Below are 20940 nucleotides of genomic sequence, written 5' to 3'. Positions count from 1 at the left end.
ATCCTAAAAGTTACCCCAAAGTTAAGAGGTGGACGTGCTCGGGCGTATCTTTCTGGTCATTGGTGGTTTCGTTGTCGTCGCGCTTTTTGCAGCGCTGCTGGCTCCCGTCTTCGTGGATTGGACGAATTTCCGCGTGGGGTTTGAGCAGCAGGCAAGCCGCATACTTGGCAAGAAGGTCACCGTGCATGGTGCGGTGGAGGCCCGCATTTTGCCGTTCCCGTCTGTCACCATGCGGGATGTGCGCGTCGGGCAGGATACGGATGGCACCCCACTGGTACAGGTCGCCGGCTTTTCCATGGATATGGAACTTGCGCCTTTCCTATCTGGCGAGGCACGTGTGTTCGATATGCGTATCGAAAAGCCGAAGGCCCGTATTCGTCTCTTGAAAGATGGAAAACTGGATTGGATGCGCGGCAGCCGTCCGGACATTCCGGCCCGCAATGTCGTGTTGGAAGATGTTCATATCACTGACGCTGAAATTCAGTTCATTGATGAAGCCTCTGGCCGCAATCGCCTTGTCACCCATCTGACGGCTGATCTTTCTGCTCATTCGCTGGCAGGTCCATGGCGGGCAGAAGGTAATGCAACGCTTGATGGTTATGAGGCACAATTCACGCTCAACAGCGGGGAGCCGGACGCGCAATCTCAAGTGCCGCTGAAACTGCGTCTGCGTCCCGATATCCAGCCTGTGGATGTACAGCTTGATGGAACCTTGGGTGTGCGCGAGGCACGGCCCGAATACAAGGGCGAATTCAACCTTGCCGTCACCGACCAGTCAATCGGTGACGCTACCAAGCAGGTTCCGCCGCGTACCAAAGGCAAGTTCGAACTCACCAATGATCGTATCCGTATTCCCGAATATCGGATTGAAGCAGGCGCGGTCGATAATCCCTATGTCATTACGGGCGAAGCAACGCTTGATACGGGGGAGAAGCCTGAATTTCTGCTGACGGCAGACGGACAGCAGGTGGATGTCGATAAGCTGACGACTGAGCTCATGCCGCGCGGGAAGACTTCTCGAGATGCGCATGTCTCAGCGCAACGTCGCTTGAACGCACTGATCGCCATGGCGGCGCGTATTCCCGTGCCGCAAGTGCCGGGCAAAGCTACGGTACGTCTGCCTGCCATTGTGACTGAAGGCACGACGGTGCGGGATATCCGGCTTGATGTGCGACCGGCGCCCAATGGCTGGACGGTGGAGAACGCAGTTGCAATCTTGCCTGGACGCACGCAAGTGGAGGCGAGCGGCCAACTGGTGATCAATGGGGAGCCCTCGTTCAATGGTAAAATGCTGCTTGCATCCAACCAGCCCTCAGGCTTCTCCGATTGGCTGACAGGTAATGTCGATCCCGCGATCCGTCGCCTCAAGTCTGCTGGTTTCTCTGCCGATGTGGCGCTCACCCGTCAGAGCCAAGCATTCGAGCAGCTGGAATTGGCGATTGGTGGGGCCACCCTGAAAGGGCGGCTGGAACGAAGCTCTGCGACGGAGGCTAAGCCTCTGCCAGATCTGGCAGTTGATCTTGCTGGCGATGAAATCGATCTCGATGCCATCCGGGCGCTGGCATCGCTAGTGACCGGCCAGGATGCCGGGCAGCAAGCGCTCGATCACCATTTGACAGCCCATCTCAAGGCGGACCGGTTAATGGCCTTTGGTGTCGCTGCCAAGGGTGTCGAGGCTCAGCTTGATCTGGGCGAGAGCGGTCTTTCGGTGGAGACGCTGAAGGTCGCGGACGTGGCGGGCGCACAGCTGACTGCGCGCGGCAGCGCGGAAGGTTCGTTGCTGGATTATCGCGGCCGAGGCACCGTTAATCTCATGGTACAGGATGCAGCATCGTTTTTAGCAGTACTGCGCGAAAAACTGCCACGCCATCCTGTGCTGGAGCGCCTGTCCCGTAATCCCGCTGCCTATTCCAACACTCACCTTACGGCAGAACTCACTTTAGGTGATGCGGCGAACCTCAAGGTCAGCGGCATCTCCAACGGCACCAGGATAGAAGGCGATCTTCAGGCGCAAAACTTGCTCGATCTCACTGAAGAGACTGACTATCAGCTGACTGCTAAGTTCTCGAACGCGCAATCCGTGTCCCTTATGGAGCAACTGGGCATCGAGACCCTTCCATTCGATGGCGATTCTAATGCGATACTCAATATAACAGCCAAGGGCAGCGATAGGCCCGAGGCTGATGTAACCCTGAATTATCAAACCGACGCGACCGTCGCCTCTACTTCAGGTCACGTATCGCTGGCAGCGGAGAATTTCGGCGAGGGCTCGCTCAATCTGAACATCAAAAGCCGCGATATTGAGCCGACGCTTCTTGTAGCTGGTTTGAGCGCACCGCAGTTTGGCACGGGAATTCCGGTTGATGCGAAGGCTGAGGTGGCAGTCGATTCCAAGGCGCTCAAACTCAGTCAGCTGCAAGGCACAATTGGGGGCAATGCTGTCTCAGGCGAACTGGCCTACGACAGAACAGCCGAAGCGCCAACGCTGACAGGCAAGCTCGACCTTGGGGCGCTGGACGTGGAATGGCTGGCAGAGGCAGTTTACGGGCCTCTCTATGACCCGCAAACAGGCGCATTTTCAGGCCAGCCACTGACCCAGTCCGCATTCGGCCAGGCTGATGTCACGCTCGATCTTTCGGCAACATCTGTGAGCCTTCTGTCTGGTATGCCACCGCTTGGCAACTTCTCCGCGCGCTTGAGCAATCGGAGCAATGGTATCAATCTAGAGGATGCCAAGGCGGATTGGCTGGGCGGCACGCTTAACGGGCGACTGGCCATGTCCAGCAGCGAAGGTATCGGCCTTTTCCAGACACGTCTCAGTCTTCAGGATGCCGATCTGGCACCTTTGATGTGGGGGCGCGGCGGGCAACCCGTCGTCCGTGGCAAAATCAGCTTTGAGCTGGCTACGGAGGCAACGGCAAAGACCCCCGCTGCCCTTCTCGTTGCGGCCAATGGCTCAGGGACCCTTCATTTGCAAGATGTCATTTTGCCGGGGCTGGCGCAAAATCCGCTGAAGGATCTGCTTGCTGCTGCCGATAAAATCACGGGCGATGTGACGGAAGCGAAGGTTCGCCCGCTTGTTCAAGACAAGATATATTCCGGCGAAATGCAGGTCGGCTCGGTTGATGTGCCATTCACTATGAGTGCCGGTCAGCTTCGGATCCAGAATGTCGCCGCTCAGGCGGGTAGCACGCAGCTTAGCGGCAATGCGCGTTTCAGCCTTGCCGAACAGTCGGTGGATGCTGACCTGCAAATGACCTATGACGCGGGCGAAGATGCGATTGCCGGTGGCGATGCGGAAGTCGGCCTGCGATTTAAGGGTGATTGGGCGCAGCCGGAGCGGCAGCTGCACCTGGGCGCCATAACCAATTTCTTGTCCTTGCGAGCTTTTGAGCGAGAGCGCCGTCGGGTGGAAACATTGCAGGCGAGTGTACTGGAAAAGCAGCGCCTGCGCCGCGAGGTTTCCCTCTACCAGTACCAGGATAATGAGCGCCGGATCGCGAAGGAAAGGGCGGATGCCGCGGCCAAACGGCAAGAGGAAGAATTGGCTCGCCAGCGTGCCGAGCAGGAAAAGCGCGATCAGCAGAAGCCGGCCTCTTCCAGTTCAGCACCCTCGTTGACTGTTCCGCCCACAGTTGAGCATTTTAAAATGGATGATCTACCCGGCGTTACCGGCAACTGATCGCTGGGCGAAATTGCCTTTTACGTCGTTCAGCACGTAAACGCGCAAGGCCGACGACAAATTGCTTTCTGGCGGTCTGCCATCGTCGATCTCTGCGATCAGCGAAGCAAGACTAATCTGCCGTCGGTCCGCGATCACGCGCAACTCCGTCCAAAAGGCATCTTCCAGCGAAAAGCTGGTTCTGTGGCCATGCAGTGTCGCTGAATGCTTACGGATCACGAATGTTGCTCAAATCGAAAAGCGTGGTGCTTGACGCGAAAAGAGCGGCAGACGCCGCTCATTCTTCTTCTTTGCTGTTCTTTTCCAACTTTCCCTGATCCAGAGCCTTTTGAGCTTTCTGGTTCAGGGCGGTGGTAAGAGATTTTTCCTGCTTGGTGCGACCGAAACTGATGCGATTCTGTTCTGCCTCCCGCTCTTTTTCGGAACGGGTCTTTGCCTTCCTGGCTAATCGCAGATTGACCACATCAGCGCACATGTCGACCTCGTCTGAAATCAGTGCTTTTTGCGGAAGGAATCAAGGGACACGACGGAGCCGGAGGCACCATCCTTCTTTTCCTCTTCCTTGCCTTCTTCATCTGCTGGTTTGGCCGCCGCATCTACCGGATAGGCAGTGATTTCCGCTGATACTTCTTCTTCGTCCGCCAAGGGCACTTCGAACTCCAGCTCGAAATTCACCGAAGGGTCGTAGAAGCCACGAATTGCATTGAATGGAATGTACAGCCGCTCAGGCGTATCGGAGAAGGAAAGGCCGATTTCGAAATGCGTGTCAGACACCTTCAAATCCCAGAACTGGTGCTGGATGACGATGGTCATCTGCTCGGGATATTTGGACTTCAGGTGAGGAGAAATGCGAACGCCGGGAGCCCCTGTCAGGAAGGTAATGAAAAAGTGGTGGTCACCCGGCAGTCGGGCCGTTGCAGCCACCTCGGTCAGAACCTTACGAATAACGCCACGAAGGGCGTCCTGTGCCAGAATGTCGTAACGGATATGATCCTGACCCATCGTTTTTTTCTTCCAATCAGTTCGATGTTTTTCTTGCGATTTGACGCCCGTTATATGCCAGCCGTGGTTCAGGCGAAAGCCCCGGTGCGGCATCTCTGATACAAGATAGCGAAAAAGCGGTGAAGCGGAAAGGTGAAGGCTTCTGTTGCCAGGTGCCTTCGGACCCCGCCTCAAGGGGCTAACCAAGAGGACTTAGAGCGGGTTTCCCGCACCGCCATTAGGCAGCGAGAGCGTAACCCTTAGCGTTGTTGTCGTTTGCAACTACACTTGTGACCCGATAACGGCGGTATCATGCCGAGCAAAAGTTCGATCTTTACGCCCTTGTCGATCCTATTTCGCCCCCATCAGAAGCAGGCCTCGCCTAAAGCTGCCCGCCTGTTTCTGGTGGAGGCGCCGGGTACCGCCCCCGGGTCCAATAGGTTTATTACATCGACCGTTTATTGCCATAGCCGGAGCAAGCCCCGGCAAGGGTGATATAGGTGTTTCATGCGCTTATGAAAAGGGGGGAAAGCGCGCTTGCACACTATCGTCTCGCCGATGCCCGCTTATAATGCTGCTGGACGGAATCGACAGGCAGGCTGATGAAACAATATCTCGACCTTTTGCGCCATGTGATGGAAACCGGAACCGACCGCGGCGATCGTACCGGCACCGGAACCCGCTCTGTGTTTGGCTATCAGATGCGGTTCGATCTCGCGGACGGTTTCCCGGTGCTGACGACCAAGAAATTGCATCTGCGTTCCATCATTCATGAGCTCTTGTGGTTCCTGAAAGGCGACACCAATATCGCTTATCTCAAGGAAAACGGCGTTTCGATTTGGGACGAATGGGCTGATGCGAATGGCAATCTAGGCCCCGTCTATGGATATCAGTGGCGCTCCTGGCCGAAGCCGGATGGCGGTAGCGTGGACCAGATCGTCAATCTGGTGGAAGGCATCAAGCGCAATCCGAATTCTCGTCGTCACATCGTATCTGCCTGGAACCCCGCGCAGGTGGACGATATGGCCTTGCCGCCGTGTCACTGCCTGTTCCAGTTCTATGTATCCGGCGACCGGTTGTCGTGCCAGCTTTATCAGCGCTCGGCGGATATCTTCCTTGGCGTGCCCTTCAACATCGCATCCTACGCATTGCTGACGATGATGGTGGCGCAGGTCACCGGATATAAGCCCGGTGAATTTATCCACACCTTTGGCGATGCGCATATCTATGCGAACCACTTCGAGCAGGCTGAAATTCAGATGCAGCGCACGCCAAAACCCTTGCCGCGCATGGAAATCAATCCTGACGTAACGGATCTTTTTGCCTTCCGCTTCGAGGATTTCGAGCTGGTCGGTTATGAAGCCGATCCGCACATCAAAGCGCCGGTTGCGGTGTAATGGCAGCTGAACGCAAGGTTCCCGTTGTTCTCGTTGCTGCCGTGTCCATCAATGGCGTCATCGGCCGGGATGGAGACATGCCCTGGAGGCTTTCAACAGATTTGAAGCGCTTCAAGGCGCTGACACTCGGCAAGCCAGTCGTGCTGGGGCGAAAGACATTTGAAAGCTTCGGTGGCAAGCCATTGCCGGGCCGTCCGCATGTGTTGATCACCCGCAATGCAGATTACCATTGCGACGGCGTCGAAACGGTTGCTTCACTTGAAGCAGCGCTTGAACGCGCGCAGCAGATTGCTGTGGAGACGGGGGCTGAGGAGGTTGCCGTGATTGGCGGCGGCGAAATCTATGCCCAGGCTATGCCGAAGTCGGATGCGCTCTACATCACCCATGTCGAAGCGGACATTGCCGATGGCGATACATTCTTTCCCCCGATCGATAAAAACCTCTTCGAACAGGTGGAAAACACAGCTGTTCCTGCCGGTGAGAAAGACAATTACGCGACGAATTTCGCCGTTTATCGCAGGCGTTTCGGTCCTAACTGAAACATTTCGTTACCAAACACTTCGAAGTGACCCTTTGGCGCGTTGAAAGCAGCGGGTTGCGTACCTATAACGGGGCATGACCCGATTGCCGCAATTTCGCCGCGGCTTCTCGAGGGTGGGAGTTACACGAACAAAGAGGTTTTGATGCCTTGGAGCAATCAGAATGGCGGCGGCCCCTGGGGGGGCGGCGGCAATAATCAGGGACCATGGGGTCAGGGTCCCAATCGCCCGCGTGGCGGCGGTGGCAATGGTGGCGGTGGCAACGGCAATGGCGGTCCTCCCGATATCGAGGATATCATTCGCCGCAGTCAGGATCGCCTCCGCAACGTCGTTCCAGGCGGGTTCAATGGCGGGGCATTTGCTGTCGTCATTCTTATCATTCTGGCGTTCGTGGGTATCCAATCCATCTACACAGTCCAGCCGGATGAGCGCGGCGTCGAACTGCGATTCGGAAAGCCGAAGGAAGAGATTTCCGGTCCCGGGCTTCACTGGCATTTCTGGCCTTTGGAAACCGTAGAGATCGTCAAGGTCACGGAACAGCAGCAGAATATTGGTGGGCGCGGCAATGCAGCCTCCACGGAAGGCCTGATGCTTTCTGGCGATCAGAACATCGTCAATGTGCAGTTCTCTGTGCTTTTCACGGTAACCGATCCGCGCGCTTATCTGTTTAATCTGGAAGCGCCAGCCGCAACGCTGCAGCAGGTGGCTGAAAGCGCGATGCGTGAAGTTGTCGGCCGTCGTCCGGCTCAGGATGTGTTCCGCGACAATCGCGAAGAGATTTCGACGCAGGTGCGTGACATCATTCAAGGTACAATGGACACATACGGGGCTGGCATTTCCATCAATGCGGTTCCCATCGAAGACGCCGCACCTCCACGTGAGGTTGCCGATGCCTTTGAAGAAGTTCAGCGTGCTGAACAGGATGAAGATCGCTTCGTCGAAGAAGCCAACCAGTATGCCAACCAGAAGCTTGGTCAGGCCCGCGGTCAGGCAGCCCAGGTTCGCGAAGAGGCGTCCGCCTATAAGGATCGTGTCGTGAACGAGGCAACGGGTGAGGCACAACGTTTCGTGTCCATCTATGATGCCTATCGCGCAGCACCGGATGTCACGCGTGAGCGTATCTTCCTGGAAACCATGGAGAATGTTCTGAAGAACTCCAATAAAATCATTCTGGACGACAAGCAGGGCGTCGTGCCTTACCTGCCGCTGAATGAAGTGCTGCGTCAGAACAACAATGCCAACCAGGGAGGTGCCAAGTGAGTTCGAACCGTCTCCCTGCGATCCTCATCGGGATCGGCATTCTCCTGTTCCTCGCTTACTCGTCAGTTTTTGTCGTGAACGAGCGCCAACAGGCTATCGTGGTTCGCTTCGGTCAGATCCAGTCGGTCAAGGCGCAGCCAGGCATCTACTTGAAACTGCCTTTCGCATTCATGGATGCTGATCGCGTTCAGTACATCGAAAATCGCGCTTTGCGTTTCGATCTGGATAACATCCGCGTCCAGGTGCGTGGCGGTGCCTTTTATGAGGTGGATGCATTCGTCGTCTACCGCATTCAGGATGCCCGTCGCTTCCGTGAGGCGGTCTCCGGTGATCGTGACTCGGCTGAATCCCGTCTGCGCACACGTCTCGATGCTGCTCTGCGCCGCGTCTATGGTCTTCGCAACTTCGGCTCAGCTCTTTCCGACGAACGTTCGGCCATGATGCAGGAAGTGCGAAGCGATCTGCAAAATGCTGCAGAATCGCTAGGTCTCAACGTCACCGATGTGCGCATTCGCCGTACGGACCTGACGCGTGAAGTTTCGCAGCAGACCTATCAGCGCATGAAGGCTGAACGTCTGGCGGAAGCGGAACTGATCCGTGCTCGCGGTAATGAGCAGGGCCAGCGTCGCCGCGCCATCGCTGATCGTCAGGTGGTGGAGCTTGTCTCTGAAGCGCAGCGCGATTCGGAAATCATTCGGGGTGAGGGTGATGCAGAGCGTAACCGTATCTTCGGTGAAGCCTTTGCTCGCGATCCTGGCTTCTTTGAGTTCTACCGGTCCATGCGGGCTTACACGAGCGCATTGAGCGACAAGAGCACGACAATGGTTCTAAGCCCGGATTCGCAGTTCTTCCGCTACTTCAACCAGAGTGCGGCTCCGAACGGTCAGGCTCCGGTGCCGCCAACTGCTCCAGCGGCTACCCCGCCAGCGCAGCAGTAAGATCAAAAAACAGGAAAGGGCGACCCCGAAGGTCGCCCTTTTTCGTCGGCCTCCATTACCATTCGGCACAACTAAAATGTGGGCCTCACGAAAAGATAATTTCCCCTGTCCTCATTCCGCCTTATCTTTCAGGAAGCGTCGTGCGAAGCACAGATGTCGCATGATCCGCCTTATCAATCGAGGAAGCCTGATGGCGAAAACCTTCCGACTGTCGTCTCGACACTCCCTGGCAGCCTTTCTGGCGCTTACCACCGCTCTTGCCCCCGTGGCTTCCACAGTCGCCCACGCGCAGCAACGGCCAGCCATCAACCCGGCTCCGCCTGCGCCAGCAAATACGCAGAGGCAGCCCGGCCCAGCATCTGTCGCAGACCTGGCAGAAGGATTGCTGGACGCTGTGGTGAATATTTCTACCTCGCAGAGCGTAAAGGGTGATGGTGTCGGTCCCGGCCCACAGGCGCCGCAGGTGCCGAACGGATCGCCATTTCAGGAGTTCTTCGACGATTTCTTCGATGGTAACGGCAATAAGGATAGCAATCGCAAAGTGAACTCGCTTGGTTCGGGTTTCGTGATTGATCCAAGCGGTTATGTGGTGACCAACAACCATGTCATTGAAGGTGCCGACGATATCGAAGTCATCTTCCCCAATGGCAACAAGCTGAAGGCCAAGCTGGTTGGAACAGATACGAAGACCGACCTGTCTGTTCTAAAGGTTGAACCGAAAACACCTTTGAAAGCCGTCAAATTCGGCGATTCGAAAAAGATGCGAATTGGCGATTGGGTCATGGCCATCGGCAACCCATTTGGCCTGGGCGGCTCGGTGACAGTCGGTATCATCTCCGCCCGCAATCGCAACATCAATGCAGGCCCTTATGATAACTTCATCCAGACGGATGCGGCTATCAATAAGGGCAATTCCGGCGGCCCCCTCTTCAACATGTATGGCGAAGTCATCGGGGTTAATACGGCGATCATCTCTCCAAGCGGTGGGTCGATTGGTATCGGCTTTGCAGTCCCGACGGAACTTGCGCAGAACATCGTTCAGCAATTGATCGAGTTTGGTGAAACCCGTCGTGGTTGGCTTGGTGTGCGCATTCAACCCGTGACGGATGATGTGGCTGAAAGCCTGGGCCTCAAGGAAGCGCGTGGCGCGCTGGTGTCCGGCATCATCAAAGGTGGGCCGGTGGATAATGGCTCGATCAAGGCCGGAGACGTTATCCTGACCTTCGATGGTAAAGCAGTGAAGGAGATGCGTGATCTGCCGCTCGCTGTCGCCGAAAGCCCCGTCGGCAAGGAAGTGAACGTTGAAGTGCTGCGTAATGGTAAGCAGCAGACCGTGAAAGTCACGCTGGGCCGTCTGGAAGACGGCGCTGAGGCGGAAGAGGGTGATGATAATCCGGCCCTTGCAGAAGGTGAAAACAAGCAAGGTGAAAACAAGGATCAGGCGGAGCCGCAGCAGAATGAAAACATCATGCTGCTAGGCATGACGCTTTCTGAACTGAACGACCAGCGTCACAAGGATTTCGGCATTGCCGATAGCGTGGAAGGTGTCGTGATCACCGCTGTTCAGGCGGGTTCACCGGCTGCGGAAAAGGGTTTGAAACCGGGCGAGGTTATCGTTGAAGTTGGACAAAGCTTTACAGCCATGCCGCAAGATGTCGTCACTCGTATCGACGAATTGAAGGGTGAAGGTAGGCGCAACGCACATATGATGGTGGCTGGCGCAGATGGCCAATTGCGCTTCGTTGCAATTCCGATTGAGTAGGATTCAGACGAGCGCTGTAGCTAGGTCGGCTGCAGCGCTACTGACTATCGCATAGGTAACGTGCGGTTTGAGATGTGGGTGCGTGTCTGGAACCCGCGGATGATCGAAATCGAAATCCGGGTAGCGCTTCATGCCGATGCGTTTCATGACTGCGGTGGAGCGGTGATTTTCCGCCACCGCGAAAGACACGATACAGGGCAGCTTGAGATCGTTGAGCCCGTAGTTCACCAACGCTTGGGCAGCTTCAGTGATGAAGCCATTGCCCCAGAAGCGCGTGGCAAGACGCCATCCGATCTCAATTGTTTCCTCAGGAAATACTCCGCTCACGGATGCAGGTGCCAAGCCGCAAAAGCCCATGGCCTCCTCGGTCTGCTTATCCTCCACCGCATAGAAGCCAAGGCCATCCTGTTTGATCATGGTGTTGACGCGCTCGAACAAGGCGTCTGCCTCCGCATGGCTGCGACGCCACGCAAAAAACTCCATCACTTTCGGATCAGAGTTGATTTCGCGAAACAGGTTGCGATCCCGCTCCAGCCAGTTGCGAAGCCGCAGGCGGTCTGTCTCCAAGATAATACGAGGCTGTTCAGTGGTCATGGTGTCACGAAGTCGGTCTTTCGATATCCTTGAATGTAGAGGAGAGCGGTGAGGTCGCTGTGGTCGATCCTCATTTTGGCCTGTGCCGCAACCATCGGCTTGGCGTGAAGCGCCACACCAGAACCGGCCAGACCGAGCATTCCGAGGTCGTTGGCTCCATCGCCAACAGCCATGGCCTCCTCGGGATCAATGCCAATGCGCGCCGCTATTTCTGCCAGAGCATCCACTTTCGCCTGCTTGCCCAGAATGGGCTCGGCTACTTCCCCGGTCAAGATGCCGTCTTTTTCCAGCAGAATGTTGGCGCGGTTCTCATGAAAGCCAAGTGTTTCAGCAATGCGGTTGGTGAAAACCGTAAATCCGCCGGAAACGAGTGCTGTCTGAAAGCCCTTGGCGCGCATGGTTGCGATGAGCTGCGGTCCTCCCGACATGAGCGTGATGCGCTTGGCAATTACCTCATCCACGACGGAAATAGGCAGTCCTTTCAGCAGCGCTACACGCTCGCGAAGGGCGGGCTCAAATGCAATCTCGCCATTCATGGCGCGGGCCGTAATGGCGGCAACCTTATCCTTCAGCCCAACCACGTCGGCCAATTCGTCAATACATTCCTGCTCGATCATGGTGGAGTCCATGTCGGCGATGAGAAGCTTCTTGCGGCGCGCTTCCACATGCTGAATCACGACATCGATGGGGTGGCCCGTCAGGGCCTCGCGCAATTGCTTCTCGCTTGTCGCCGCGTCAGCTTCGTTTCGAAGTGCCACATCGCAGGCTATACCGTCCGCCAACCAGTACAAACCGCTCGCATTCGTAGCCTCGGCGGCGACTTCGCCCAGTCTCGAATCGAGAACAGGGTTTGACGGGTGGGCGATGAGCGTGGCAACGAGAGCCATGATGAATAACCTTTGGCAAGAATACGAGGCCATCCTGATAACCGGGCCAACGGCGGGCGGCAAGTCAGCGCTCGCATTGGATTTGGCGCGTCAATGTGGCGGCGTGGTGATCAATGCAGATAGCATGCAGGTGTATGATACTCTGCGCGTGCTGACGGCAAGGCCTTCAGTCGAAGAAATGGAAGGTATCGAGCACCGCCTTTATGGACACGTTCCAGCCGTCTCGAGCTATTCGACCGGGGACTGGCTGCGGGACGTCGGTGTGCTTTTGGAGGCATTGCGCAAGGATGCACGAATGCCGGTTTTGGTGGGTGGCACAGGCCTCTATTTCAAAGCCCTGACGGGCGGCTTATCCGATATGCCGTCCATACCTCTGCAGATTCGCGATACTCTGCGCCAGCGGCTTATCGATGAAGGTTCTCTGCCGCTGCACGAGGATCTGCGCAGGTTTGATCCGGCCATGGGGGAAAAATTGCAAGCCTCCGATGGCCAACGCATCGTTCGTGCGCTGGAGGTCGTGATGGCTACGGGGTCTTCGATTGCAGAGTTTCAGAGCCGGCCAGGGCCGATGCTTATCGATCCCGCCAAGGCGAAAAAGCTGGTGGTGCTGCCAGAACGTTCCATCTTGCACGATCGCATCAATCGTCGCTTCGACATCATGATGCAGAATGGCGCTATCGAAGAAGTTGAGGCTCTGCTTGCCAAACGCCCGCCAGCAGATGCAACAGCCATGCGAGCCATTGGTGTTGCCGAGATAGCCGCGATGTTGAAAGGCGACATGTCTCGCGCCGAGGTTATAGAGCGTGCTTCCGCTCTCACCCGCCAATATGCCAAGCGGCAGATGACCTGGTTCCGAAACCAGATGGATGAAAGCTGGGAGCGGTTCGACCCTTATTCTTTATCGTAAAGGCTGCTCAAGGGGCGCTTGAGGAGCGACTCCCTGACCGGGGAGGTCTCGCGGCGCAACAGAGTGTTGCGAACAGCCTGAACGTCCTCATTGTTGCCGTAAGCCGCACGCGTGGCCGGTTCGGCTGTTTCCCGACGCAGGATGCGCGATTCAGGAAGGGGAGATCCACTGGCCGCAGGCGCTGCCGAGGGACGTGCGCCGGGCAGCATATCCGGCCGATAGGGTTCGAGCTTTTCTTCCGGTGCCTGCGCTTGATAGGCGCTCCGCCCCGACATGCGCAATTCACGCTCCCAATTGGCAACCTCCGACTCGAGCGCCGGAGCATCAAGGCGCGGCGATTCGCGTTGGTCAGATGTCGCTACGCTTTTCTGAAGTGCAGAGATATCGGGACCGGCAATAGCGCGCATTCGGGTAACGATGGTGCGCAGATCCACATTGTCCGGCGTGACCTCGCTGCCCTTGTCAGAAACGCCATGGGCCTTGGGCAGCATGTCCTCACTCAAGCGGGTAAATCGCATCCGCATGGGCACCGTAATAGCTTCGCCAAATGCAATGGCTTCGCCGTTACCGATGGAGGAGATGAAGCTGGTATTCGAGACGGACGAGTTCGGGATTGCGGAGCGAATAATGTCCTGGTCTCGATCATTGGCCAGTCGCATGGCGAAAATCGTAGAGCACTGCGAAAGGATTGTTTGATCCAGCTCGCCAGGGCGCTGGGTAATGACGCCAAGTGAAACGCCGTATTTTCGGCCTTCCTTGGCAATGCGAGCAATGGCCTGACGCGTTGGAAAGAAACCGAGTTCGCGATCTGCCGGCACATACCGGTGCGCTTCTTCGCACACCACCAGCATATGGATAGCCCCTTCACTCCAGAGCGCGAGCTCAAAGGCCATGCGGCAAAGGATCGAGGCAACCGAGTTGACGACTTCCGAAGGGATGCCCGCCAATTGAAATGTAGATATGGGCTTGTCATCACCAGGTATGCGGAAGATGTGCGCAATCGTCTCCATGATCGTGTCATTGATCGTATTGTTGGAGAACATGAAATGGTAGCGCGGATCGTTGATGGCCGCCATGACGCGCACCTTGACCGAGCGCAACGCGGGTTTCTCGCTACGCCCTTCCAGGCGGCCGATGCGCTCGTCAATCAGGGCAAGCAGATCTGCGATCCTGTAGGGAACCGGCGTATCGGCGGTGACAGAGCTTTTCTCCGTCTGACGGCGCATGAGAGAGGAATCGCTTCCGCGAAAGGCGCGTTTTGCATCAGGAATGAGATCGCGCAGGATGTCGAGTTCTTCAGCAACAGGTGGACGGCCACGGAAAATGATTTCCGCAAATTCATCCAGGCGCATGAGCCAGAATGGCAGGTCAAGATTATCCGTATCGATCACCACCGCATGATGTGGGAATGCAGCGGCAAATTCATTATGCGGATCGAGAATCAGAACACGAAGCTTCGGGTCCGATTCAATCGCCTTGTGAAGCAGGAGGGAAACGGCGGTGGATTTGCCGACGCCGGTTGAGCCAACAATGGCGAAATGCTTCGATAGCATGGAGGGAATATGGATCGCCGCGTCGATGCTTTCGTCCTGCGTGAGCTTGCCCACAACACAGGTATCTGCCTTGCCGGTATCGTAAATTCGAACGAGGTCGGAGGAGCGAATGCGGTGGGCGATGGCACCCAGGTAGGGGTAGGTGCTGATGCCGCCGCTGAATTCTTCGCGTCCGTCGTCCGAGACGCGGACTTCGCCAAGAAGTTCAACCTCGATATGGAATTCATTGTCCCGATTGTCGCCCCAGGTATTGCCGGCGGTGGCCATGGAGCAGGTCAGAGCGACAACGCGGTTTTTGCCAACACTGATGGAAATCAGCCTGCCAACGGACCATAATGCCGAAATATCGGTCGATCCTCGCTCTGCAATGGCAGAAATCGTTGCGCGCGATCCACTGCATGCCACGACGCGACCCAACAGGCGGTTGCCTGGGTGAAGCCCGTCTCGCCGGTCCTGCTCACCGGCTGAGGCCGATAGGTGGAGGTCATGATTGCGCACTGATCGACTTCCTGCTGCAGACTTTCGCCCACCAAATTTGAAATTAGATCACATAGTTAGGTGAGTAGCCTAGGACCATAGAGAGACCGCCTTAACAACTCCTTTCCGAGCACTGCTTAGACGTCCCGTTTTCAGGCGTTTAAAGGCTTAAAACTTCACGCGAATTTGCGCCGAAATTGGCTGTAGCGGTCATTTCTTGCGCAATTCCATTGACGATACGAAATTTTCTGGCTAACAGTTCCGGTCATGACCGTATCAAACGCACTTATCGTGGTGGGAAGGCGCATGGGCAGGATGGTGTAACCATCCGGCGAAAGCTCCCATGCGCTACCGAAGGCTCCTCAAGGGGCCTTTTTTTATGCCTTCAATCAGGCCCTGCGGCCGCTTCGGAAACAGCAGAAACGGAATTGGACATGACGGGTACAGAGAATCGGATGACAGGGGCGGAGATCGTTCTGAAGGCCCTGAAAGATAATGGTGTGGAGCATATCTTCGGTTATCCCGGCGGTGCAGTGCTTCCGATCTACGACGAGATCTTTCAGCAGGATGATATCCAGCATATTCTCGTTCGTCACGAACAGGGCGCGGGCCATGCTGCGGAAGGCTATGCCCGTTCCACCGGCAAGGTTGGCGTTATGCTGGTCACCTCCGGCCCGGGTGCTACCAATGCGGTCACGCCGCTGCAGGATGCGCTGATGGATTCCATTCCGTTGGTCTGCCTGTCCGGCCAGGTGCCGACAAGCCTGATTGGCTCAGATGCCTTCCAGGAGTGCGACACGGTTGGCATCACACGGCCCTGCACCAAGCACAATTGGCTGGTGAAGGATGTCAACGAGTTGGCAGCCATCATTCATGAGGCGTTCCGTATTGCTCAGTCCGGACGTCCGGGGCCAGTTGTTGTCGATATTCCGAAGGATATCCAGTTCGCCACCGGCACCTATACGCCGAAGACGGATTACATTGCCCAGAAGAGCTATCAGCCAAAGACTGACGGTGATTTGAACGCCGTTCGCGCCGCGATCGAACTGATGGCTACCGCGCGCCGGCCTGTTTTTTACACCGGCGGCGGTGTGGTGAACTCGGGTCCAGAGGCCACGCGTCTGTTGCGCGAACTGGTGGAGTTGACCGGCTTCCCGATCACATCCACCTTGATGGGCCTTGGCACTTATCCGGCATCCGGCCCCAACTGGTTGGGAATGCTCGGCATGCACGGTTCCTACGAAGCCAATATGACCATGCACGATTGCGATGTCATGGTTTGCATCGGCGCGCGCTTCGATGATCGTATCACCGGCCGCCTGAATGCTTTTGCGCCGAATTCCCGCAAGATCCATATCGATATCGATCCGTCTTCAATCAATAAGAATGTCCGTGTCGATATTCCGATTGTCGGTGATGTTGGCCGCGTTCTGGAAGATATGGTTCGCTTGTGGCGAGCACTGCCGAAGAAGCCTGAAAAGGCCCAGACAGCAGAATGGTGGGAGCAGATCAATCGTTGGCGGGCCCGCAATTCGTTTGCTTACAAGAATTCCGGCGACGTTATCATGCCACAATACGCCATCCAGCGTCTCTACGAGGCGTCCAAGGGTCGGGAAACCTACATCACGACCGAAGTTGGCCAGCACCAGATGTGGGCGGCACAGTTTTTCGGTTTCGAGGCTCCAAACCGTTGGCTGACCTCAGGTGGTCTCGGCACCATGGGCTACGGTCTGCCTGCGGCCATCGGTGTCCAGGTTGCGCACCCTGAGGCTCTGGTTATCGATATCGCGGGTGATGCATCCATCCAGATGTGCATTCAGGAAATGTCCTGCGCCATCCAGTACGGCCTGCCGGTCAAGATATTTATCTTGAACAACCAGTACATGGGTATGGTTCGCCAGTGGCAGCAGTTGCTGCACGGTAATCGCCTGTCAAACTCCTACACGGAAGCCATGCCGGATTTCGTGAAACTGGCGGAAGCCTATGGTGCGGTCGGTATGTATTGCGACAAACCCGCCGAACTGGATGATAAGATTGCCGAGATGGTCTCAGTCAACCGTCCCGTCATTTTCGATTGCCGCGTCGCCAATCTGGCGAACTGCTTCCCGATGATCCCTTCCGGCAAGGCGCACAATGAAATGTTGCTGCCGGATGAGGCCACTGACGAAGCCGTTGCAAACGCTATTGACGCCAAGGGGCGGCAGCTCGTCTAAGAGCTGCCAGGACAGGATCAGGAACAATTCAAATGAATGCACATCTTCAACCCACTGGTTCCGCCTACTTCATCCAGCAGGAAACTGCCAAGGAAGAGCGCCATACCCTATCGGTTCTCGTCAGCAACGAGCCCGGCGTTCTAGCCCGCGTCATCGGTCTCTTTTCTGGTCGTGGCTACAACATCGAAAGCCTGACTGTTTCTGAGACGGAGCATGAGGCGCATCTGTCGCGCATCACGATCGTGACCAGCGCTACGCCCGGCGTGCTGGAGCAGATCAAATCTCAGCTGGATCGCATTGTCCCGGTTCACCGTGTGGTCGATCTGACCGTTCGTGCCAAGCAATTGGGCCAGGAACGCCCAATTGAGCGCGAAGTGGCGCTGGTGAAAGTGGAAGGTGAGGGGGAGCAGCGAGCCGAGACCCTCCGCTTGGCCGATGCGTTTCATGCCAAAGTGGTCGATGCTACTGTCAATCACTTCATTTTCGAGATCACAGGCAAGTCTTCAAAGATTGACCAGTTCGTTGCGATCATGAAGCCGCTCGGTCTCATCGAAGTATGCCGGACAGGTATTGCTGCCATGAACCGTGGCGCCCAAGGCATGTAATCGATTTCCAGCCTGTTCCAATGCGCAGATGAAAAGCCTCGGCAGTAATGCCGAGGTTTATCATTTTTATCTTATATATACATCTGTTGCAGATCGGGTCGTGACATCGGAAAAAAACGGTATTGTTTACATTTGGTTATCCTATAGCTAGCAATAGTTGCACCAGAAGATCCCCGGATTTGGTTTGCTCTGGTCTGCACGGAACACGTAAAGCCCCTTGAACGTCCTAATGCTGCCGGATCTGCATCCAAAAAAGCAAGCGCAGGACGGTCTCATGTCTTTTATGAACAATCTGAAGATAAAGTCTAAGATACAGATGCTGATTATTCCAATAGCACTCATCGGTGCAGCTGGAGTTGGCTATGTATCCATGCAGTACAAAGGATCTGTATCTAAGTACTACGAGTTTGTGACAGAAGACAGTGTTGCCGCCAGCGAAATGTTTCGTGCGACGACAAATGTCATCAATGCTCCCTACTCAGTTTATCAGATGCTGCATGCCGAGGCTTCCTCTGATACAGCAGGCATGACGAAGAACTACGAGGATGCCAAAAGCACCTTGGTTACGCGGTTGGATCATGCTGCGAAGCTCACTCCTGAAGTCGCATCTGACATTGCCACATTCAAATCGCGAGCCACGGAAATTTTCAGCTTTTCCGATCAGGCGGTAGCTGCCATCTCAGCCGGAGACAAGGAGAAGGCAACCAAGCTTCTTGGCCAGTCAGATAAGCTTGCCAATCGCTGGCGCGACGATATGCGCGCTTTCAACAACCAGAGGGTAAAGGATCTGGCAAAGCAGGGCGAGGAGCTGAATACAGGTGCGCTATCCACTATCACGAATACGCTGATCGGTCTTGCGGCTCTGTTTCTGGCATTTGTCGCCCTTGCCAACTTTTTCTCTAGTCGAGGCATCACACAGCCAATTGAGCGATTGCGCCAGCGTATGAGTTCTTTGGCTGAAGGCAAAACGGAAGAAGCTGTGCCCGGTCTGGATCGCCGAGACGAGATTGGCCAGATGGCACAGGCCGTCGGGATTTTCCGTGATAATGCGCTGGAGCGCACTCGCCTGGAGGCTGATGCTGCAACCAACCGCAGCTTGACGGAACAGGAACGCAGAACGAACGAAGAGTTGCGTGCGAAAAGCGCTGCAGAGGTTCAGTTCGCGGTCGATAACCTCGCAAATGCTTTGCAGCGCTTGTCGGATGGGGATGTGTCCTTCAGAATTGAGCAGCCTTTCGCAGCGCATCTTGAAATGATCCGCGGGAACTACAACGCATCCACGGAGAAGCTGCAGGATGCCTTGAAGCGGGTTGCGGAGAATGCGCGCGCAATCGACTCGGGTGCCAATGAAATTCGTGCGGCTGCAGACGATCTTGCCAAGCGCACAGAGCAGCAGGCGGCCTCTGTTGAGGAAACCGCAGCGGCGCTGGAGCAGATCACCACCGCTGTAAAGGATTCCACCAGCCGTGCCCAGGAAGCGGGTTCGCTCGTTTCGCACACCAAATCAGAGGCGGAACGTTCAGGCGAGGTCGTCCGCCGTGCCGTCATCGCTATGGAGCAGATTGAAAAATCCTCCAGCGAGATTTCCAACATCATCAGCGTGATTGATGAGATTGCCTTCCAGACCAATCTTCTTGCCTTGAATGCTGGTGTTGAAGCGGCACGTGCAGGGGAAGCTGGCAAGGGCTTTGCGGTGGTTGCGCAGGAAGTTCGCGAATTGGCACAGCGCTCTGCGAGTGCCGCTAAGGACATCAAGGCTCTTATCAACGCATCCAATGAACATGTTCAATCCGGCGTCCAACTGGTGGACCAAACCGGCGAAGCTCTGACAAAAATTGCTTCCGAAGTTCTGGAGATCAATCGTCACGTGACAGCGATTGTTGATGCAGCGCACGAGCAGTCGTCGGGCCTGCAGCAGATCAATACCTCCGTAAATCACATGGATCAGGATACGCAGAAGAACGCGGCCATGGTTGAGGAAAGCAACGCGGCCAGCCACGCATTGGCCAAGGAATCCGCTTCATTGGCGCAGCTTCTGTCACAGTTTAACCTCGGAAGCAGCCATGGTTCCGCGGCAGCAGCGCCACGCGCTGTTCGTGAGACAGAGCGGCCCGCAGTTTCGCCGGCCCGCAAACTCGGCAACCGCATCGCCGCAGCCTTCTCCGGCAATGCGGCTCTGGCCAGCGCGAAAGAAAATTGGGAAGAATTTTAAGGTAAGGCGCGATGAGCGCTCTCTAATCTTCCGGCAAGTGCATCGGGGCGTCGTGCGAAGGCGCGGCGCGTCAAAGCATTTGTAGCGGCGTTTTGCTAGACGGCGGAGCAAAGGTGCGATCCAGCTCCATCCAGTCTTCATCGGTAATATCGAGCTCAAGTGATCCCAAAAGCTCGGCTACGCGTTCCGGCTTGCCGGTTTTTGGAATTGCCAGCACGTTCTCCCGCTCAAGCACGAAGGCTAGTGCCACCTGTGCCGGTGTTGCCTGATAGGATTTGGCGAGGCGGATAATCTCTGGATGCCTTAAAAGATCGCCTTGCCCAAGCGGTGAGTAGGCCATCAACGGCATGGCGTGTTCCTGGTGCCAAGGTAACAGATCAAACTCTATTCCACGTCTATCCGCGTTATAAAGCACCTGATTGGCTGCGCAATTCTTGCCTGCAGGTACAGCTAAAAGCTCCTCCATATCCTTGACATCAAAGTTGGAAACGCCCCACGCTTTGATGAGGCCGCGGTCACGCAGTTTTTCCATGCCTGCTACAGTGTCTTCCAGTTCAAATTCTCCGCGCCAGTGCAGGAGGTAGAGATCAAGTTGTTCTGTTCCCAGCCGTTTGAGGCTGCGTTCGCAAGCCTGTTGAACACCCTCAACGCTTGCATTCCAGGGATAGACTTTGCTGACGAGGAATACGTCGTCTCGCCGTCCTTCGATGGCTGCGCCAACGATCTTTTCAGAAGCGCCATCGGCATACATTTCCGCCGTGTCCACCACGCTCATGCCAAGATCCACAGCCGCCTGTATGCTGCGAATCTCGTTCGGTACATTGGCTGCGTCTTCGCCCATTTTCCATGTGCCGATCCCGATGGCGGGCACTGTGATACCGGAAGCAAAAGTGACTGTGGGTATGTCGTCGCGCATTGGAGCTTCCATTCGTT

Annotated in this window: 17 protein-coding genes and 1 other RNA gene; 10 read left to right on the top strand and 8 right to left on the bottom strand. The window is 56.0% G+C overall.

Going from position 1 to position 20940, the window contains the following annotated elements; genetic code table 11:
• Positions 1 to 34: 34 nt before the first annotated feature.
• A complete protein-coding gene (locus tag AC0JZ1_RS10300; RefSeq protein WP_471882280.1) occupies positions 35 to 3682 on the top strand; it encodes an AsmA family protein in 3648 nt (1215 codons plus the stop codon).
• On the opposite strand, the gene AC0JZ1_RS10295 is transcribed toward AC0JZ1_RS10300, so the two are convergent.
• The 4 genes from AC0JZ1_RS10295 to ssrA all read right to left on the bottom strand — a co-directional run bounded on the left by AC0JZ1_RS10295 (position 3659) and on the right by ssrA (position 5189).
• Positions 3659 to 3901, bottom strand: coding sequence for a ribbon-helix-helix domain-containing protein (locus AC0JZ1_RS10295; RefSeq protein WP_471882279.1), 243 nt, complete (start codon positions 3899 to 3901; stop codon positions 3659 to 3661). The two genes, AC0JZ1_RS10300 and AC0JZ1_RS10295, sit on opposite strands and share 24 nt — an antisense overlap.
• 58 nt (positions 3902 to 3959) lie before the next feature.
• Positions 3960 to 4157 carry a DUF4169 family protein gene (locus tag AC0JZ1_RS10290; RefSeq protein ID WP_471882278.1) on the bottom strand — a complete coding sequence of 66 codons (198 nt, stop codon included), beginning with the start codon at positions 4155 to 4157 and terminating at the stop codon, positions 3960 to 3962.
• A 17-nt stretch (positions 4158 to 4174) separates the two neighbouring features.
• Positions 4175 to 4684 (bottom strand): SspB family protein, encoded by a 510-nt coding sequence (locus AC0JZ1_RS10285; RefSeq protein ID WP_471882277.1) that lies wholly within the window; start codon positions 4682 to 4684, stop codon positions 4175 to 4177.
• Between the two features lie 131 nt (positions 4685 to 4815).
• Positions 4816 to 5189: a transfer-messenger RNA gene (ssrA, locus tag AC0JZ1_RS10280) on the bottom strand.
• A 76-nt stretch (positions 5190 to 5265) separates the two neighbouring features.
• On the opposite strand from ssrA, the gene AC0JZ1_RS10275 reads away from it, so the two are divergent.
• The 5 genes from AC0JZ1_RS10275 to AC0JZ1_RS10255 all read left to right on the top strand — a co-directional run bounded on the left by AC0JZ1_RS10275 (position 5266) and on the right by AC0JZ1_RS10255 (position 10559).
• The gene (locus AC0JZ1_RS10275; RefSeq protein WP_471882276.1) at positions 5266 to 6060 is read left to right on the top strand and encodes a thymidylate synthase; all 795 of its coding nucleotides are present in this window, start codon (positions 5266 to 5268) and stop codon (positions 6058 to 6060) included.
• Entirely contained in the window at positions 6060 to 6599 is a 540-nt protein-coding gene (locus AC0JZ1_RS10270; protein WP_471882275.1) for a dihydrofolate reductase, read from the top strand. Before AC0JZ1_RS10275 ends, AC0JZ1_RS10270 begins: the two co-directional genes overlap by 1 nt.
• Before the next feature lie 144 nt (positions 6600 to 6743).
• Positions 6744 to 7859, top strand: coding sequence for an FtsH protease activity modulator HflK (gene hflK / locus AC0JZ1_RS10265; RefSeq protein WP_471882274.1), 1116 nt, complete (start codon positions 6744 to 6746; stop codon positions 7857 to 7859).
• Positions 7856 to 8797, top strand: a complete 942-nt coding sequence (gene hflC, locus AC0JZ1_RS10260) for a protease modulator HflC (RefSeq protein ID WP_471882273.1) — start codon at positions 7856 to 7858, stop codon at positions 8795 to 8797. The genes hflK and hflC overlap by 4 nt, the downstream gene beginning before the upstream one ends.
• Positions 8798 to 8987: 190 nt before the next feature.
• Positions 8988 to 10559, top strand: coding sequence for a Do family serine endopeptidase (locus AC0JZ1_RS10255; protein WP_471882272.1), 1572 nt, complete (start codon positions 8988 to 8990; stop codon positions 10557 to 10559).
• A 3-nt stretch (positions 10560 to 10562) separates the two neighbouring features.
• Here AC0JZ1_RS10255 and AC0JZ1_RS10250 read toward each other — a convergent pair whose 3' ends face one another.
• Complete coding sequence (locus AC0JZ1_RS10250) at positions 10563 to 11153, bottom strand: GNAT family N-acetyltransferase (protein WP_471882271.1); 591 nt, start codon at positions 11151 to 11153, stop codon at positions 10563 to 10565.
• Positions 11150 to 12040, bottom strand: coding sequence for a phosphoserine phosphatase SerB (gene serB / locus AC0JZ1_RS10245; protein WP_471882270.1), 891 nt, complete (start codon positions 12038 to 12040; stop codon positions 11150 to 11152). The genes AC0JZ1_RS10250 and serB overlap by 4 nt, the downstream gene beginning before the upstream one ends.
• Here serB and miaA point away from each other — a divergent pair.
• Entirely contained in the window at positions 12039 to 12947 is a 909-nt protein-coding gene (gene miaA / locus AC0JZ1_RS10240) for a tRNA (adenosine(37)-N6)-dimethylallyltransferase MiaA (protein ID WP_471882269.1), read from the top strand. The genes serB and miaA overlap by 2 nt on opposite strands.
• Here the strand turns inward: miaA and AC0JZ1_RS10235 are convergent.
• Positions 12932 to 14998, bottom strand: coding sequence for an ATP-binding protein (locus AC0JZ1_RS10235; RefSeq protein ID WP_471882268.1), 2067 nt, complete (start codon positions 14996 to 14998; stop codon positions 12932 to 12934). The two genes, miaA and AC0JZ1_RS10235, sit on opposite strands and share 16 nt — an antisense overlap.
• Positions 14999 to 15411: 413 nt before the next feature.
• Between AC0JZ1_RS10235 and AC0JZ1_RS10230 the strand changes: the two genes are divergently transcribed.
• From AC0JZ1_RS10230 to AC0JZ1_RS10220, 3 genes are all read left to right on the top strand, one after another.
• A complete protein-coding gene (locus AC0JZ1_RS10230) occupies positions 15412 to 17190 on the top strand; it encodes an acetolactate synthase 3 large subunit (RefSeq protein WP_471882267.1) in 1779 nt (592 codons plus the stop codon).
• Between the two features lie 32 nt (positions 17191 to 17222).
• Entirely contained in the window at positions 17223 to 17795 is a 573-nt protein-coding gene (gene ilvN, locus AC0JZ1_RS10225) for an acetolactate synthase small subunit (protein WP_471882266.1), read from the top strand.
• A 274-nt stretch (positions 17796 to 18069) separates the two neighbouring features.
• Positions 18070 to 20007: a methyl-accepting chemotaxis protein gene (locus AC0JZ1_RS10220; protein ID WP_471882265.1), complete on the top strand. Its 1938-nt coding sequence runs from the start codon at positions 18070 to 18072 to the stop codon at positions 20005 to 20007.
• A gap of 70 nt (positions 20008 to 20077) precedes the next feature.
• Here the strand turns inward: AC0JZ1_RS10220 and AC0JZ1_RS10215 are convergent, their stop codons facing one another.
• Positions 20078 to 20923: an aldo/keto reductase gene (locus AC0JZ1_RS10215; RefSeq protein WP_471882264.1), complete on the bottom strand. Its 846-nt coding sequence runs from the start codon at positions 20921 to 20923 to the stop codon at positions 20078 to 20080.
• Between the last annotated feature and the right edge of the window lie 17 nt (positions 20924 to 20940).

Source organism: Affinirhizobium capsici (genome assembly GCF_977018625.1).
The sequence above is the reverse complement of the archived record's forward strand: the minus strand, read 5'-3'. Positions and strand labels throughout refer to the sequence as shown.

What these genes read in the sequence shown, in the direction of transcription:
- AC0JZ1_RS10215 (WP_471882264.1), bottom strand. Translation starts at nt 20,923, where the DNA reads ATGCGCGACGACATACCCACAGTCACTTTTGCTTCCGGTATCACAGTG.
- hflK (WP_471882274.1), top strand. Translation starts at nt 6,744, where the DNA reads ATGCCTTGGAGCAATCAGAATGGCGGCGGCCCCTGGGGGGGCGGCGGC.
- AC0JZ1_RS10285 (WP_471882277.1), bottom strand. Translation starts at nt 4,684, where the DNA reads ATGGGTCAGGATCATATCCGTTACGACATTCTGGCACAGGACGCCCTT.
- AC0JZ1_RS10290 (WP_471882278.1), bottom strand. Translation starts at nt 4,157, where the DNA reads ATGTGCGCTGATGTGGTCAATCTGCGATTAGCCAGGAAGGCAAAGACC.
- AC0JZ1_RS10230 (WP_471882267.1), top strand. Translation starts at nt 15,412, where the DNA reads ATGACGGGTACAGAGAATCGGATGACAGGGGCGGAGATCGTTCTGAAG.
- AC0JZ1_RS10275 (WP_471882276.1), top strand. Translation starts at nt 5,266, where the DNA reads ATGAAACAATATCTCGACCTTTTGCGCCATGTGATGGAAACCGGAACC.
- AC0JZ1_RS10250 (WP_471882271.1), bottom strand. Translation starts at nt 11,153, where the DNA reads ATGACCACTGAACAGCCTCGTATTATCTTGGAGACAGACCGCCTGCGG.
- serB (WP_471882270.1), bottom strand. Translation starts at nt 12,040, where the DNA reads ATGGCTCTCGTTGCCACGCTCATCGCCCACCCGTCAAACCCTGTTCTC.
- AC0JZ1_RS10270 (WP_471882275.1), top strand. Translation starts at nt 6,060, where the DNA reads ATGGCAGCTGAACGCAAGGTTCCCGTTGTTCTCGTTGCTGCCGTGTCC.
- miaA (WP_471882269.1), top strand. Translation starts at nt 12,039, where the DNA reads ATGATGAATAACCTTTGGCAAGAATACGAGGCCATCCTGATAACCGGG.
- ilvN (WP_471882266.1), top strand. Translation starts at nt 17,223, where the DNA reads ATGAATGCACATCTTCAACCCACTGGTTCCGCCTACTTCATCCAGCAG.
- AC0JZ1_RS10255 (WP_471882272.1), top strand. Translation starts at nt 8,988, where the DNA reads ATGGCGAAAACCTTCCGACTGTCGTCTCGACACTCCCTGGCAGCCTTT.
- AC0JZ1_RS10220 (WP_471882265.1), top strand. Translation starts at nt 18,070, where the DNA reads ATGTCTTTTATGAACAATCTGAAGATAAAGTCTAAGATACAGATGCTG.